This is a genomic window from Pseudomonas sp. JE3303 (genome assembly GCF_056312565.1).
The window spans coordinates 257,158-269,088 of the sequence record NZ_JBWGIF010000005.1 but is presented as its reverse complement, the minus strand read 5'-3'; the positions used below and the strand labels follow the sequence as shown (position 1 = coordinate 269,088).

Annotated in this window: 23 protein-coding genes; all 23 read left to right on the top strand. The window is 56.5% G+C overall.

The window, feature by feature from the left end; genetic code table 11:
- The first annotated feature begins 14 nt into the window (after positions 1-14).
- The 23 genes from tuf to secY all read left to right on the top strand — a co-directional run bounded on the left by tuf (position 15) and on the right by secY (position 11,910).
- Positions 15-1,208, top strand: a complete 1,194-nt coding sequence (tuf, locus tag AC0ZZU_RS09665) for an elongation factor Tu (protein WP_314877063.1) — start codon at positions 15-17, stop codon at positions 1,206-1,208.
- Positions 1,209-1,350: 142 nt separating this feature from the next.
- Positions 1,351-1,662, top strand: a complete 312-nt coding sequence (gene rpsJ / locus AC0ZZU_RS09660; RefSeq protein ID WP_003186070.1) for a 30S ribosomal protein S10 — start codon at positions 1,351-1,353, stop codon at positions 1,660-1,662.
- A gap of 80 nt (positions 1,663-1,742) precedes the next feature.
- Positions 1,743-2,378, top strand: coding sequence for a 50S ribosomal protein L3 (gene rplC / locus AC0ZZU_RS09655; RefSeq protein ID WP_158460536.1), 636 nt, complete (start codon positions 1,743-1,745; stop codon positions 2,376-2,378).
- Positions 2,379-2,390: 12 nt separating this feature from the next.
- Complete coding sequence (rplD, locus tag AC0ZZU_RS09650; protein ID WP_158460537.1) at positions 2,391-2,993, top strand: 50S ribosomal protein L4; 603 nt, start codon at positions 2,391-2,393, stop codon at positions 2,991-2,993.
- Positions 2,990-3,289, top strand: a complete 300-nt coding sequence (gene rplW, locus AC0ZZU_RS09645; protein ID WP_158460538.1) for a 50S ribosomal protein L23 — start codon at positions 2,990-2,992, stop codon at positions 3,287-3,289. Before rplD ends, rplW begins: the two co-directional genes overlap by 4 nt.
- Positions 3,290-3,303: 14 nt before the next feature.
- Positions 3,304-4,128 (top strand): 50S ribosomal protein L2, encoded by an 825-nt coding sequence (gene rplB, locus AC0ZZU_RS09640; RefSeq protein WP_476340320.1) that lies wholly within the window; start codon positions 3,304-3,306, stop codon positions 4,126-4,128.
- Positions 4,129-4,144: 16 nt separating this feature from the next.
- On the top strand, positions 4,145-4,420 hold the full coding sequence (gene rpsS, locus AC0ZZU_RS09635) for a 30S ribosomal protein S19 (RefSeq protein WP_119138201.1): 276 nt from the start codon (positions 4,145-4,147) through the stop codon (positions 4,418-4,420).
- Positions 4,421-4,431: 11 nt separating this feature from the next.
- Positions 4,432-4,764 (top strand): 50S ribosomal protein L22, encoded by a 333-nt coding sequence (gene rplV / locus AC0ZZU_RS09630; RefSeq protein WP_003103908.1) that lies wholly within the window; start codon positions 4,432-4,434, stop codon positions 4,762-4,764.
- A gap of 13 nt (positions 4,765-4,777) precedes the next feature.
- Positions 4,778-5,464, top strand: a complete 687-nt coding sequence (rpsC, locus tag AC0ZZU_RS09625; RefSeq protein ID WP_009397510.1) for a 30S ribosomal protein S3 — start codon at positions 4,778-4,780, stop codon at positions 5,462-5,464.
- A 12-nt stretch (positions 5,465-5,476) separates the two neighbouring features.
- The gene (gene rplP, locus AC0ZZU_RS09620) at positions 5,477-5,890 is read left to right on the top strand and encodes a 50S ribosomal protein L16 (RefSeq protein WP_476340318.1); all 414 of its coding nucleotides are present in this window, start codon (positions 5,477-5,479) and stop codon (positions 5,888-5,890) included.
- The gene (gene rpmC, locus AC0ZZU_RS09615; protein ID WP_002555481.1) at positions 5,890-6,081 is read left to right on the top strand and encodes a 50S ribosomal protein L29; all 192 of its coding nucleotides are present in this window, start codon (positions 5,890-5,892) and stop codon (positions 6,079-6,081) included. The genes rplP and rpmC overlap by 1 nt, the downstream gene beginning before the upstream one ends.
- A gap of 2 nt (positions 6,082-6,083) precedes the next feature.
- Positions 6,084-6,350, top strand: a complete 267-nt coding sequence (gene rpsQ, locus AC0ZZU_RS09610) for a 30S ribosomal protein S17 (RefSeq protein WP_043210310.1) — start codon at positions 6,084-6,086, stop codon at positions 6,348-6,350.
- A 23-nt stretch (positions 6,351-6,373) separates the two neighbouring features.
- Positions 6,374-6,742 carry a 50S ribosomal protein L14 gene (gene rplN / locus AC0ZZU_RS09605; RefSeq protein WP_011063774.1) on the top strand — a complete coding sequence of 123 codons (369 nt, stop codon included), beginning with the start codon at positions 6,374-6,376 and terminating at the stop codon, positions 6,740-6,742.
- 11 nt (positions 6,743-6,753) lie between these two features.
- Complete coding sequence (gene rplX, locus AC0ZZU_RS09600; RefSeq protein ID WP_158460540.1) at positions 6,754-7,068, top strand: 50S ribosomal protein L24; 315 nt, start codon at positions 6,754-6,756, stop codon at positions 7,066-7,068.
- A gap of 20 nt (positions 7,069-7,088) precedes the next feature.
- Positions 7,089-7,628: a 50S ribosomal protein L5 gene (rplE, locus tag AC0ZZU_RS09595; protein ID WP_158460541.1), complete on the top strand. Its 540-nt coding sequence runs from the start codon at positions 7,089-7,091 to the stop codon at positions 7,626-7,628.
- A 13-nt stretch (positions 7,629-7,641) separates the two neighbouring features.
- Positions 7,642-7,947: a 30S ribosomal protein S14 gene (gene rpsN, locus AC0ZZU_RS09590; RefSeq protein ID WP_158460542.1), complete on the top strand. Its 306-nt coding sequence runs from the start codon at positions 7,642-7,644 to the stop codon at positions 7,945-7,947.
- A gap of 210 nt (positions 7,948-8,157) precedes the next feature.
- Positions 8,158-8,550, top strand: a complete 393-nt coding sequence (gene rpsH, locus AC0ZZU_RS09585) for a 30S ribosomal protein S8 (protein ID WP_158460544.1) — start codon at positions 8,158-8,160, stop codon at positions 8,548-8,550.
- Positions 8,551-8,562: 12 nt separating this feature from the next.
- A complete protein-coding gene (rplF, locus tag AC0ZZU_RS09580; RefSeq protein ID WP_158460546.1) occupies positions 8,563-9,096 on the top strand; it encodes a 50S ribosomal protein L6 in 534 nt (177 codons plus the stop codon).
- A 10-nt stretch (positions 9,097-9,106) separates the two neighbouring features.
- Entirely contained in the window at positions 9,107-9,457 is a 351-nt protein-coding gene (gene rplR / locus AC0ZZU_RS09575; protein WP_009397496.1) for a 50S ribosomal protein L18, read from the top strand.
- Positions 9,458-9,460: 3 nt separating this feature from the next.
- On the top strand, positions 9,461-9,961 hold the full coding sequence (gene rpsE, locus AC0ZZU_RS09570) for a 30S ribosomal protein S5 (protein ID WP_158460548.1): 501 nt from the start codon (positions 9,461-9,463) through the stop codon (positions 9,959-9,961).
- Positions 9,962-9,963: 2 nt separating this feature from the next.
- Positions 9,964-10,140 (top strand): 50S ribosomal protein L30, encoded by a 177-nt coding sequence (gene rpmD, locus AC0ZZU_RS09565; protein ID WP_158460550.1) that lies wholly within the window; start codon positions 9,964-9,966, stop codon positions 10,138-10,140.
- Positions 10,141-10,143: 3 nt separating this feature from the next.
- Positions 10,144-10,578, top strand: a complete 435-nt coding sequence (gene rplO / locus AC0ZZU_RS09560; protein WP_010220318.1) for a 50S ribosomal protein L15 — start codon at positions 10,144-10,146, stop codon at positions 10,576-10,578.
- A complete protein-coding gene (gene secY, locus AC0ZZU_RS09555; RefSeq protein WP_158460552.1) occupies positions 10,579-11,910 on the top strand; it encodes a preprotein translocase subunit SecY in 1,332 nt (443 codons plus the stop codon).
- Positions 11,911-11,931: the final 21 nt, after the last annotated feature.

Genomic DNA, 11,931 nt, shown 5'->3' with positions numbered 1-11,931 from the left:
AGGAGTTCACTGTCGTGGCTAAAGAAAAATTTGATCGTTCCCTTCCGCACGTAAACGTTGGCACCATCGGCCACGTTGACCACGGTAAGACCACTCTGACCGCTGCTCTGACTCGCGTCTGCTCCGAAGTATTCGGTTCGGCCGTCGTCGACTTCGACAAGATCGACAGCGCCCCAGAAGAAAAAGCTCGCGGTATCACCATCAACACCGCGCACGTCGAGTACAACTCGAAGATCCGTCACTACGCTCACGTCGACTGCCCAGGTCACGCTGACTACGTGAAGAACATGATCACCGGTGCTGCGCAGATGGACGGCGCGATCCTGGTTTGTTCGGCCGCTGATGGTCCGATGCCACAGACCCGTGAGCACATCCTGCTGTCCCGCCAGGTAGGCGTTCCGTACATCGTGGTCTTCCTGAACAAGGCTGACCTGGTAGACGACGCTGAGCTGCTGGAACTGGTCGAGATGGAAGTTCGCGACCTGCTGTCCACCTATGACTTCCCAGGCGACGACACCCCGATCATCATCGGTTCGGCTCGTATGGCGCTGGAAGGCAAAGACGACAACGAAATGGGCACCACCGCTGTCAAGAAGCTGGTTGAGACTCTGGACAGCTACATCCCGGAGCCTGAGCGTGCTATCGACAAGCCGTTCCTGATGCCGATCGAAGACGTGTTCTCGATCTCGGGTCGTGGTACCGTTGTTACCGGCCGTATCGAGCGTGGCATCGTCCGCGTTCAGGACTCGCTGGAGATCGTTGGTCTGCGTGACACCACCACCACCACCTGCACCGGTGTTGAGATGTTCCGCAAGCTGCTCGACGAAGGTCGTGCTGGCGAGAACTGCGGCGTTCTGCTGCGTGGTACCAAGCGTGACGACGTTGAGCGTGGCCAGGTTCTGGTCAAGCCAGGTTCGGTCAAGCCGCACACCAAGTTCACCGCAGAAGTCTACGTTCTGTCGAAGGAAGAAGGCGGTCGTCACACTCCGTTCTTCAAAGGCTACCGTCCTCAGTTCTACTTCCGTACTACTGACGTGACTGGTAACTGCCAGCTGCCAGAAGGCGTTGAAATGGTAATGCCAGGTGACAACATCCAGATGGAAGTCACCCTGATCAAGACCATCGCAATGGAAGACGGCCTGCGTTTCGCCATCCGTGAAGGCGGTCGTACCGTCGGCGCCGGCGTCGTAGCCAAAATCATCGAGTAAATCTCGATAGGTTGAAGAAGCCCCCGCTCAGCAGGGGCTTTTTTATTGGGTTGACACCCAATATGGGCGTCTATAGAATCACGCCTCCTTTTAACGGGCGTAGTGCGCCCGGTGGGAATAGCAGCCTGGAGTCTGAAATCCAATGCAAAATCAGCAAATCCGTATCAGGTTGAAGGCTTTTGACCATCGCCTGATCGACCAATCCACCCAGGAAATCGTGGAAACCGCGAAACGTACTGGTGCTCAAGTGCGTGGTCCAATTCCACTGCCTACCCGTAAAGAGCGGTTCACCGTTCTGGTCTCCCCGCACGTCAACAAAGACGCGCGTGACCAGTACGAGATCCGTACTCATAAGCGCGTTCTGGACATCGTCCAGCCAACGGATAAAACCGTTGATGCGCTGATGAAGCTTGATCTGGCGGCCGGTGTGGAAGTGCAGATCAGCCTCGGCTAAGACAGGGTCTTAGTCGTGTAACGCTCTGAAATGGGCGGCCATAGCGGGTGAAAGCCCCGTACACTCATGAGGTTTACAACATGACTATTGGTGTAGTCGGTCGTAAATGCGGTATGACCCGTATTTTCACCGAAGAAGGTGTCTCCATTCCGGTCACGGTCATTGAGATCGAGCCGAATCGCGTCACCCAGTTCAAAACCGAAGAAACTGATGGCTATCGTGCAGTGCAAGTCACTGTCGGCGAGCGTCGTGCTTCGCGTGTGACTGCTGCTCAGGCAGGTCACTTCGCAAAGGCGAACGTTGCAGCTGGTCGCGGGGTCTGGGAATTCCGTCTTGAAGAAGGCGACTACCAGGCTGGCGACTCGATCAACGCCGAGCTCTTCGCTGCTGGTCAACTGGTAGATGTTACCGGTCAGTCCAAAGGTAAAGGCTTCGCCGGTACCATCAAGCGCTGGAACTTCCGTGGTCAAGATAACACCCACGGTAACTCCGTTTCCCACCGCGTCCCGGGCTCTATCGGCCAGTGCCAGACTCCTGGTCGTGTATTCAAGGGCAAGAAAATGTCCGGTCACATGGGCGCCGAGCGCGTGACCGTTCAGTCCCTGGAAGTAGTGCGCGTCGACGCTGAACGCAATCTGTTGCTGGTCAAGGGTGCCGTTCCAGGCGCTACTGGCGGTGACGTGGTTGTGCGTCCGGCTGCCAAGGCTCGCGGTTAAGGGGAAGCTGACATGCAATTAAATGTAAATGACGCTCAAGCGATCGAAGTTTCCGAACTGATTTTCGGTGGCGAATTCAACGAGACGCTGGTTCACCAAGCAGTCGTGGCCTACATGGCCGGCGGCCGTCAGGGCACCAAGCAGCAAAAGACCCGTTCCGACGTATCCGGTGGCGGTAAGCGCCCATGGCGTCAGAAGGGTACTGGCCGCGCTCGTGCCGGTACCATCCGTAGCCCGATCTGGCGCGGCGGTGGCACCACTTTCGCAGCTCGTCCACAGGACCACTCGCAAAAGCTCAACAAGAAGATGTATCGCGCTGCACTGCGTTCCATCCTCGCTGAGCTGGCCCGTACCGACCGTCTGGTCGTGGTTCAGGACTTCGCTGTTGAAGCACCAAAGACCAAAGACCTGCTGAATAAGCTGAATGGCATGGGTCTGAGCGACGTGCTGATCGTTTCCGACGCCGTTGACCAGAACCTGTACCTGGCTGCTCGTAACCTGCCGCACGTCGACGTACGTGACGTTCAAGGTTCCGATCCGGTCAGTCTGATCGCCTATGACAAAGTGTTGATCACTGTGTCGGCCGTGAAGAAATTCGAGGAGCTGCTGGGATGAACCAGGAACGCGTATTTAAAGTCCTCCTTGGCCCGCATGTTTCCGAGAAGGCTACCGTTCTGGCTGAGAAGAAAGGCCAGTTCGTATTCAAGGTTGCTACCGACGCAACCAAGCTGGAAATCAAGAAAGCTGTCGAGAGCCTGTTCGGCGTACAAGTCGAAAACGTGTCGACTGTCAACGTTCTGGGTAAAACCAAGCGTACCGCACGTGGTCTGGGCAAGCGTAATGACTGGAAGAAGGCGATCGTCTCCCTTCAGCCAGGCCAAGATCTCGATTTCAGCAGCAGTGCTGAGTAAGGAAGGGGTGCATCATGGCAATCGTTAAATGCAAACCGACTTCCCCTGGCCGCCGTTTCGTGGTCAAGGTGGTCAACCAGGAGCTGCATAAAGGCGCTCCTCACGCACCGCTGCTCGAGAAAAAATCGAAGTCTGGTGGTCGTAACAACAATGGCCGCATCACTACTCGTCACGTAGGTGGTGGTCACAAGCAGCATTACCGTATGGTCGACTTCCGTCGCAACGACAAGGACGGCATCGCCGCCACTGTCGAGCGTATCGAATACGACCCTAACCGTACTGCTCACATCGCCCTGCTTTGCTACGCAGACGGTGAGCGTCGCTACATCATCGCGCCTAAAGGCGTGAGTGCTGGCGACCAGCTGATCGCAGGCGCTCTGGCTCCAATCAAGCCAGGCAACTCCCTGCAGCTGCGTAACATCCCAGTAGGTAGCACCATTCACGGCATCGAACTGAAGCCGGGTAAAGGTGCTCAGATCGCTCGTTCCGCTGGTGCTTCGGCTCAGCTGATCGCTCGTGAAGGCGTCTACGTGACCCTGCGTCTGCGCTCCGGCGAGATGCGTAAAGTACTGGCCGAGTGCCGTGCGACCCTGGGCGAAGTCTCGAACTCCGAGCACAGCCTGCGTTCGCTGGGTAAAGCTGGTGCCAAGCGCTGGCGTGGCGTTCGCCCAACCGTTCGTGGTGTTGCCATGAACCCGGTTGACCACCCACATGGTGGTGGTGAAGGTCGTACCTCCGGTGGTCGTCATCCGGTATCGCCATGGGGCTTCCCGACCAAGGGTGCGAAGACTCGTGGTAATAAGCGTACCGACAAAATGATCGTCCGTCGTCGCAAGTAAATAGAGGGATACGACAGTGCCACGTTCTCTGAAAAAAGGTCCTTTTATCGATCTTCACCTACTGAAGAAGATCGAAGTGGCGACGGAGAAGAACGATCGCAAGCCAGTGAAAACCTGGTCGCGCCGTTCGATGATCCTGCCACAAATGGTCGGTCTGACCATCGCGGTACACAACGGTCGTCAACATGTCCCAGTTCTCGTGAACGAAGACATGGTCGGCCACAAACTGGGCGAGTTTGCCGGTACCCGCACTTATCGTGGGCACGTGGCTGACAAGAAAGCCAAGCGTTAAGGGGTTAGGAAATGGAAGTAGCCGCTAAGTTGTCGGGCGCTCGAATCTCCGCCCAGAAAGCCCGCTTGGTCGCCGACCAGATCCGCGGGAAGAAGGTGGGCGAAGCGCTCAACCTGTTGGCCTTCAGCAGCAAAAAAGCTGCTGAAATCATGAAGAAAGTCCTCGAGTCGGCCGTTGCCAACGCCGAACATAACGAAGGCGCAGACGTTGATGACCTGAAGGTCTCCACCGTTTTCGTCAACGAAGGGCGTTCGCTGAAGCGCATCATGCCGCGTGCCAAAGGCCGCGCTGATCGCATCGTCAAGCGGTCTTGCCATATCACTGTCAAGGTTGCGGACAAGTAACGGAGTCGATCAGATGGGTCAGAAAGTACATCCCACTGGCATTCGCCTGGGAATCGTCAAGGAGCACACCTCCGTCTGGTACGCAGACGGTGCTACTTACGCAGATTACCTGTTGAAGGATCTGAAAACACGTGAGTACCTCCAAGACAAACTAAAAAGCGCGTCCGTAAGCCGTATCGATATCCATCGTCCGGCTCAGACTGCACGCATCACCATCCACACCGCTCGTCCAGGTATCGTTATCGGGAAGAAAGGTGAAGATGTTGAGAAGCTGCGTCAGGACCTGACCAAGCAAATGGGTGTGCCTGTGCACATCAACATCGAAGAGATCCGCAAGCCGGAACTCGACGGTATGCTGGTTGCGCAGAGCGTAGCTCAGCAGCTGGAACGCCGCGTAATGTTCCGTCGCGCCATGAAGCGCGCCGTGCAGAACGCCATGCGTATTGGTGCCAAGGGCATCAAGATCCAGGTGAGCGGTCGTCTCGGCGGTGCTGAGATCGCACGTACTGAATGGTATCGCGAAGGTCGTGTGCCACTGCACACCCTGCGTGCCGATATCGACTATGCCACCTACGAAGCTCACACCACCTACGGTGTGATCGGTGTCAAGGTTTGGATCTTCAAAGGCGAAGTTATTGGTGGTCGCCAAGAAGAACTGAAACCACAAGCACCAGCGCCTCGTAAAAAAGCTGCTAAGTAAGGGGTACGCCAAATGTTGCAACCAAAGCGTACAAAATTCCGCAAGCAGATGACTGGCCACAACCGTGGTCTGGCACTGCGCGGTAGCAAGGTCAGCTTCGGCGAATTCGCCCTGAAGGCTGTTGCTCGCGGTCGTATCACCGCCCGTCAGATCGAGTCGGCACGTCGTGCTCTGACCCGTCACGTTAAACGTGGCGGCAAGATCTGGATCCGTGTATTCCCGGACAAGCCGGTTACCAAGAAGCCTCTCGAAGTGCGGATGGGTAAAGGTAAGGGTTCCGTGGAGTACTGGGTTGCCCAGATCCAGCCAGGCAAAGTCCTGTACGAGATCGAGGGTGTTTCTGAAGAGTTGGCTCGTGAGGCATTTGCCCTGGCTGCTGCGAAGCTGCCACTTGCCACCTCCTTTGTTAAGCGGACGGTGATGTGATGAAAGCGAATGAACTTCGTGAGAAATCAGCACAGCAACTGAACGAGCAACTGCTCGGCTTGCTGCGCGACCAGTTCAATCTGCGCATGCAGAAAGCAACTGGCCAGTTGGGGCAGTCGCACCTGCTCTCGCAAGTTAAGCGTGACATCGCTCGCGTGAAAACTGTGCTCAACCAGCAGGCAGGTAAGTGATCATGGCTGAAGCTGAAAAAACCGTCCGTACGCTGACTGGCCGTGTCGTCAGCGACAAAATGGACAAGACCATCACCGTTCTGATCGAGCGTCGCGTAAAGCACCCGATCTACGGTAAATACGTTAAGCGTTCGACTAAGCTGCACGCGCATGACGAGACCAACCAGTGCAAGATCGGCGACAAGGTTTCCATTCGCGAAACCCGTCCGCTGGCCAAGACCAAGTCCTGGGCGCTGGTTGAAGTCATCGAACGCGCTGTTGAAGTCTAAGGGCGAAGGGTCGGAGAAATTTTATGATTCAGACTCAATCCATGCTCGATGTGGCCGATAACAGCGGCGCTCGTCGCGTCATGTGCATCAAGGTTCTCGGCGGTTCGCACCGCCGTTACGCCGGCATCGGTGACATCATCAAAGTAACCGTCAAGGAAGCAATTCCGCGCGGCAAGGTCAAAAAAGGCCAGGTGATGACTGCTGTTGTCGTACGTACCCGTCACGGTGTACGTCGCGCTGACGGTTCCATCATTCGTTTCGACGGTAACGCTGCTGTTCTGCTGAACAACAAGCAAGAGCCGATCGGCACTCGCATCTTCGGGCCAGTGACCCGTGAACTTCGCAACGAGAAGTTCATGAAGATCGTCTCGCTCGCCCCTGAAGTGCTGTAAGGAGATCCGACATGCAAAAGATTCGTCGTGACGACGAGATCATCGTGATCGCCGGCAAAGACAAAGGTAAGCGCGGTAAGGTGCTGAAGGTACTCGCTGATGACCGTCTGGTCATCGGTGGTGTCAACCTGGTGAAGCGTCATACCAAGCCTAACCCGATGTCGGGCGTTCAGGGCGGTATCGTCGAGAAAGAAGCGCCACTGCACGCTTCCAACGTTGCCATTTTCAATGGTGAAACCAACAAGGCTGACCGCGTTGGCTTCAAAGTAGAAGACGGCAAGAAAATTCGTGTCTTCAAGTCGACCCAAAAAGCGGTTGATGCTTGAACACTGCTAGGTAGAAGACCATGGCACGACTGAAAGAGATTTACCGGAACGAAATCGCTCCAAAGCTTAAGGAAGAACTTAAGCTTTCGAACGTGATGGAAGTCCCGCGCGTTACCAAAATCACCCTGAACATGGGTCTGGGTGAAGCAATCGGCGACAAGAAGATCATCGAGCACGCAGTAGCTGACCTCGAGAAGATCACTGGTCAAAAGCCGGTTGTGACTTTCGCACGCAAATCCATCGCGGGCTTCAAAGTCCGTGAGGGTTGGCCGATTGGCGTCAAGGTTACCCTGCGCCGTGATCGTATGTACGAGTTCCTGGACCGCCTGCTGGCGATCTCCCTGCCTCGGGTCCGCGACTTCCGCGGCCTGAATGCCAAGTCCTTCGATGGTCGTGGCAACTACAGCATGGGCGTGAAAGAGCAGATCATCTTCCCGGAAATCGACTACGACAAGATCGATGCTCTGCGCGGTCTGGACATTACCCTGACCACCACTGCTCGTTCGGATGACGAAGGCCGCGCTCTGCTGCGTGCTTTCAAATTCCCGTTCCGCAACTGATTGGAGTAGGAAAATGGCCAAGAAGAGCATGAAAAACCGCGAGCTGAAGCGTCAGCTCACGGTTGCCAAGTACGCCAAGAAGCGTGCCGAGCTGAAAGCGACCATCGTCGACGTGAACGCCTCTCCTGAAGAGCGTTTCGCTGCCGTTGTCGCCCTGCAGAAGCAACCACGTGACGCGAGCCCGGCTCGCCTGCGTAACCGCTGCCGCCTGACCGGTCGTCCGCACGGCGTCTACCGCAAGTTCGGCCTCGGCCGTAACATGCTGCGTCAAGCAGCAATGCGTGGTGACGTACCAGGTCTGGTCAAGGCCAGCTGGTAAGCCCTGCAGGGCGGGGTACCGATGGAAGGGGATTGATCTTCCGACCATCGGTGTCCTCGCACAGAAACAAGCCCCCTCGTGGGGCTTGTTTCGTTTCTGCTATGTGTCTAGAATGACCGGCTCACCTGAGCCCGGGTTTTTTGACCTGCCTGCTTAGGTGGTTGTTATAGCCGAGAGGCTAATATTTCTTGTATCAGGAGCATCTAGCCCATGAGTATGCAGGACCCGTTAGCGGACATGCTAACTCGCATCCGTAATGCCCAGATGGCTGAAAAGTCCGTCGTAAGCATGCCTTCTTCGACTCTGAAGGTTGCGGTAGCAAAAGTTCTCAAAGACGAAGGCTACATCGCCGGCTATCAAGTCAGCGCTGAGGTCAAACCGTCCCTGTCGATCGAACTGAAGTACTTCGAAGGCCGTCCGGTCATCGAGGAACTGAAGCGCACCAGCCGTCCAGGCCTGCGCCAGTACAAGTCCGTCTCGGACCTGCCGAAAGTACGTGGCGGTCTGGGCGTGTCTATTGTCACCACCAGCAAAGGTGTGATGACTGATCGCGCTGCGCGCGCTGCCGGTGTCGGTGGCGAAGTTCTGTGCACAGTGTTCTAAGGGGGGATAGGCATGTCTCGCGTCGCTAAGAACCCCGTAAAGCTGCCGTCTGGCGTCGAAGTAAAATTCGCCGGTCAACAGCTTTCGGTGAAGGGTGCCAAGGGCACTCTCGAACTGAACGTTCACAATTCTGTTGAAGTTACCGAAGAGTCTGGCGAGCTGCGCTTCGTTGCTCGCAATGGTGACCAGCAAGCTCGTGCCATGGCCGGTACTACCCGTGCCCTGGTAAACAACATGGTCCAAGGCGTAAGCCAAGGCTTCGAGCGCAAGCTCCAGCTGGTCGGTGTTGGTTACAAGGCGCAAGCCAAGGGCACCGTGCTGAACCTGGCTCTCGGCTTCTCGCATCCTGTGGACTACGAACTGCCAGCCGGTATCACCGCTGAGACCCCAAGCCAGACCGATATCCTGATCAAGGGTATCGATAAGCAACTGGTTGGTCAGGTGGCCGCTGAAATCCGCGATTTCCGTCCACCAGAGCCGTACAAGGGCAAGGGTGTGCGTTACGCGGACGAAGTAGTCCGTCGTAAAGAAGCCAAGAAGAAGTAGGGCCTAGCAAATGACCGACAAAAAAGTTACTCGACTGCGTCGCGCTCGCAAAGCACGCCTGAAAATGCACGAACTCGAAGTCGTGCGTCTCTGCGTGTTCCGCTCTTCGCAGCACATCTACGCCCAGGTCATTTCGGCCGACGGCAGCAAGGTTCTGGCAAGTGCCTCGACCTTGGACAAAGAACTGCGTGATGGTGCCACCGGCAACATCGACGCGGCCACTAAGGTTGGCAAGCTGGTAGCTGAGCGCGCGAAAGCCGCTGGCGTTTCTCAAGTTGCTTTCGACCGTTCTGGCTTCAAGTACCACGGCCGCGTCAAGGCGCTGGCTGATGCTGCTCGTGAAGGCGGGCTGGAGTTCTAAGTTATGGCAAATAACGACCAAAAGCGCGACGAAGGCTACATTGAGAAGCTGGTTCAAGTTAACCGCGTTGCAAAAACCGTAAAAGGCGGCCGTATCTTCACCTTCACCGCGTTGACCGTGGTTGGTGATGGCAAGGGCCGCGTCGGCTTCGGCCGTGGCAAGTCGCGCGAAGTACCTGCCGCGATCCAGAAAGCCATGGAAGCTGCTCGTCGCAACATGATCCAGGTTGACCTGAAGGGCACCACCCTGCAGTACGCCACCAAGGCTGCCCACGGCGCCTCGAAGGTTTACATGCAGCCTGCCTCCGACGGTACCGGTATCATTGCCGGTGGCGCAATGCGTGCTGTCCTGGAAGTTGCTGGCGTTCAGAACGTCCTGGCCAAGTGCTACGGTTCGACCAACCCAGTGAACGTGGTTCATGCCACCTTCAAGGGTCTGAAGGCCATGCAGTCTCCTGAATCCATTGCTGCCAAGCGCGGCAAGAGCGTTGAGGAGATCATCTGATCATGGCTACCGTTAAAGTAACGCTGATCAAAAGCACCGCCGGCCGTCTGCCTAACCACATCCTGTGTGTGAAGGGCCTGGGTCTGCGTCGCATCGGTCACACTGTAGAAGTCCTGGATACTCCCGAGAACCGCGGGATGATCAACAAGGCCTACTACATGCTGCGCGTCGAGGGTTAATCGATGAAACTCAATGATCTGAGTCCAGCGCCGGGTTCCCGTCGCGAGAAGCATCGTCCGGGTCGTGGTATCGGTAGCGGTTTGGGCAAGACCGGTGGCCGCGGCCACAAAGGTCAGACCTCCCGTTCCGGTGGCACCATTGCTCCGGGCTTCGAAGGCGGTCAACAGCCGCTGCACCGTCGTCTGCCGAAATTCGGCTTCGTTTCCCTGAAAGCCATGGACCGCGCAGAAGTGCGTCTGTCCGAGCTGGCCAAAGTGGAAGGCGACGTAGTCACCGTGCAATCCCTGAAGGATGCCAACGTGATTAACCAAAACGTACAGCGTGTGAAAATCATGCTGTCCGGCGAAGTTACTCGCGCGGTCACCATCAAGGGTATCGCAGCCACCAAAGGTGCGCGTGCGGCTATTGAAGCAGCTGGCGGCAAATTCGAGGAATAAATGGCTAAGCAAGGTGCTCTCTCTTCGCTCGGCAAGGGCGGGATGTCTGAACTCTGGGCTCGTCTGCGTTTTCTGTTCCTGGCGATCATCGTCTATCGGATAGGCGCGCATATCCCAGTTCCAGGCATCAACCCGGACCGGCTGGCGGAACTGTTCCGGCAGAATGAGGGGACCATTCTTAGCTTGTTCAACATGTTTTCCGGCGGTGCGCTGGAGCGCATGAGCATCTTTGCACTGGGGATCATGCCGTACATTTCGGCATCGATCATCATGCAGCTCATGACCGCTGTCAGCCCACAGCTGGAGCAGTTGAAGAAGGAAGGTGAAGCTGGCCGTCGCAAGATCAGCCAGTACACCCGCTACGGCACCGTTATCCTGGCGCTGGTCCAAGCCATTGGCATGTCCATTGGTCTGGCCGGTCAGGGCGTGGCGTTTTCTGCAGACCTTGGCTTCCATTTCGTCGCTGTCACCACGTTCGTGGCGGGTGCGATGTTCATGATGTGGCTGGGCGAGCAGATCACCGAGCGCGGTGTGGGCAACGGTATCTCGATGTTGATTTTCGCAGGTATCGTAGCCGGTCTTCCGAGAGCAATCGGGCAGTCTTTCGAGTCTGCACGCACGGGCGATATCAACATTTTCGCCTTGGTCGCTATCGGGCTGCTGGCAGTAGCGATTATCGGTTTCGTGGTGTTCATCGAGCGTGGTCAGCGGCGTATCGCCGTTCACTATGCGAAGCGTCAGCAGGGCCGCAAGGTCTTTGCTGCGCAGACGAGCCACTTGCCGCTTAAAGTGAACATGGCGGGGGTTATCCCGGCCATTTTCGCGAGCAGCATTCTGCTGTTCCCGGCTTCGCTGGGTGCCTGGTTCGGTCAGTCCGAAGGTATGGGCTGGTTGCAGGACATCTCGCAGTCGATCGCTCCTGGTCAGCCGTTGAACATTCTGCTGTTTAGTGCAGGGATCATTTTCTTCTGCTTCTTCTATACGGCGTTGATGTTCAATCCGAAAGACGTAGCGGAAAACCTGAAGAAGTCCGGTGCCTTTATTCCGGGTATCCGTCCTGGTGAGCAGTCGGCGCGCTACATTGATGGCGTTCTGACCCGTTTGACCATGTTCGGTGCTCTATACATGACGGCCGTGTGCCTGCTGCCCCAGTTCCTGGTGGTGGCTGCAAACGTTCCGTTCTACCTTGGCGGGACCTCGTTGCTGATCGTGGTAGTGGTTGTGATGGACTTCATGTCCCAAGTACAATCGCACCTCGTTTCACACCAGTACGAATCCCTGATGAAGAAAGCCAACCTGAAAGGCTATGGCGGCAGCGGTCTGCTGCGCTGATTGGCCCCTAAGGTTCGAGGA

Coding starts and splice junctions, on each gene's coding strand:
- rpsJ (WP_003186070.1), top strand. CDS start 1,351: ATGCAAAATCAGCAAATCCGTATCAGGTTGAAGGCTTTTGACCATCGC.
- rplC (WP_158460536.1), top strand. CDS start 1,743: ATGACTATTGGTGTAGTCGGTCGTAAATGCGGTATGACCCGTATTTTC.
- rplD (WP_158460537.1), top strand. CDS start 2,391: ATGCAATTAAATGTAAATGACGCTCAAGCGATCGAAGTTTCCGAACTG.
- rplW (WP_158460538.1), top strand. CDS start 2,990: ATGAACCAGGAACGCGTATTTAAAGTCCTCCTTGGCCCGCATGTTTCC.
- rplB (WP_476340320.1), top strand. CDS start 3,304: ATGGCAATCGTTAAATGCAAACCGACTTCCCCTGGCCGCCGTTTCGTG.
- rplV (WP_003103908.1), top strand. CDS start 4,432: ATGGAAGTAGCCGCTAAGTTGTCGGGCGCTCGAATCTCCGCCCAGAAA.
- rpsC (WP_009397510.1), top strand. CDS start 4,778: ATGGGTCAGAAAGTACATCCCACTGGCATTCGCCTGGGAATCGTCAAG.
- rplP (WP_476340318.1), top strand. CDS start 5,477: ATGTTGCAACCAAAGCGTACAAAATTCCGCAAGCAGATGACTGGCCAC.
- rpmC (WP_002555481.1), top strand. CDS start 5,890: ATGAAAGCGAATGAACTTCGTGAGAAATCAGCACAGCAACTGAACGAG.
- rpsQ (WP_043210310.1), top strand. CDS start 6,084: ATGGCTGAAGCTGAAAAAACCGTCCGTACGCTGACTGGCCGTGTCGTC.
- rplN (WP_011063774.1), top strand. CDS start 6,374: ATGATTCAGACTCAATCCATGCTCGATGTGGCCGATAACAGCGGCGCT.
- rplX (WP_158460540.1), top strand. CDS start 6,754: ATGCAAAAGATTCGTCGTGACGACGAGATCATCGTGATCGCCGGCAAA.
- rplE (WP_158460541.1), top strand. CDS start 7,089: ATGGCACGACTGAAAGAGATTTACCGGAACGAAATCGCTCCAAAGCTT.
- rpsN (WP_158460542.1), top strand. CDS start 7,642: ATGGCCAAGAAGAGCATGAAAAACCGCGAGCTGAAGCGTCAGCTCACG.
- rpsH (WP_158460544.1), top strand. CDS start 8,158: ATGAGTATGCAGGACCCGTTAGCGGACATGCTAACTCGCATCCGTAAT.
- rplF (WP_158460546.1), top strand. CDS start 8,563: ATGTCTCGCGTCGCTAAGAACCCCGTAAAGCTGCCGTCTGGCGTCGAA.
- rplR (WP_009397496.1), top strand. CDS start 9,107: ATGACCGACAAAAAAGTTACTCGACTGCGTCGCGCTCGCAAAGCACGC.
- rpsE (WP_158460548.1), top strand. CDS start 9,461: ATGGCAAATAACGACCAAAAGCGCGACGAAGGCTACATTGAGAAGCTG.
- rpmD (WP_158460550.1), top strand. CDS start 9,964: ATGGCTACCGTTAAAGTAACGCTGATCAAAAGCACCGCCGGCCGTCTG.
- rplO (WP_010220318.1), top strand. CDS start 10,144: ATGAAACTCAATGATCTGAGTCCAGCGCCGGGTTCCCGTCGCGAGAAG.
- secY (WP_158460552.1), top strand. CDS start 10,579: ATGGCTAAGCAAGGTGCTCTCTCTTCGCTCGGCAAGGGCGGGATGTCT.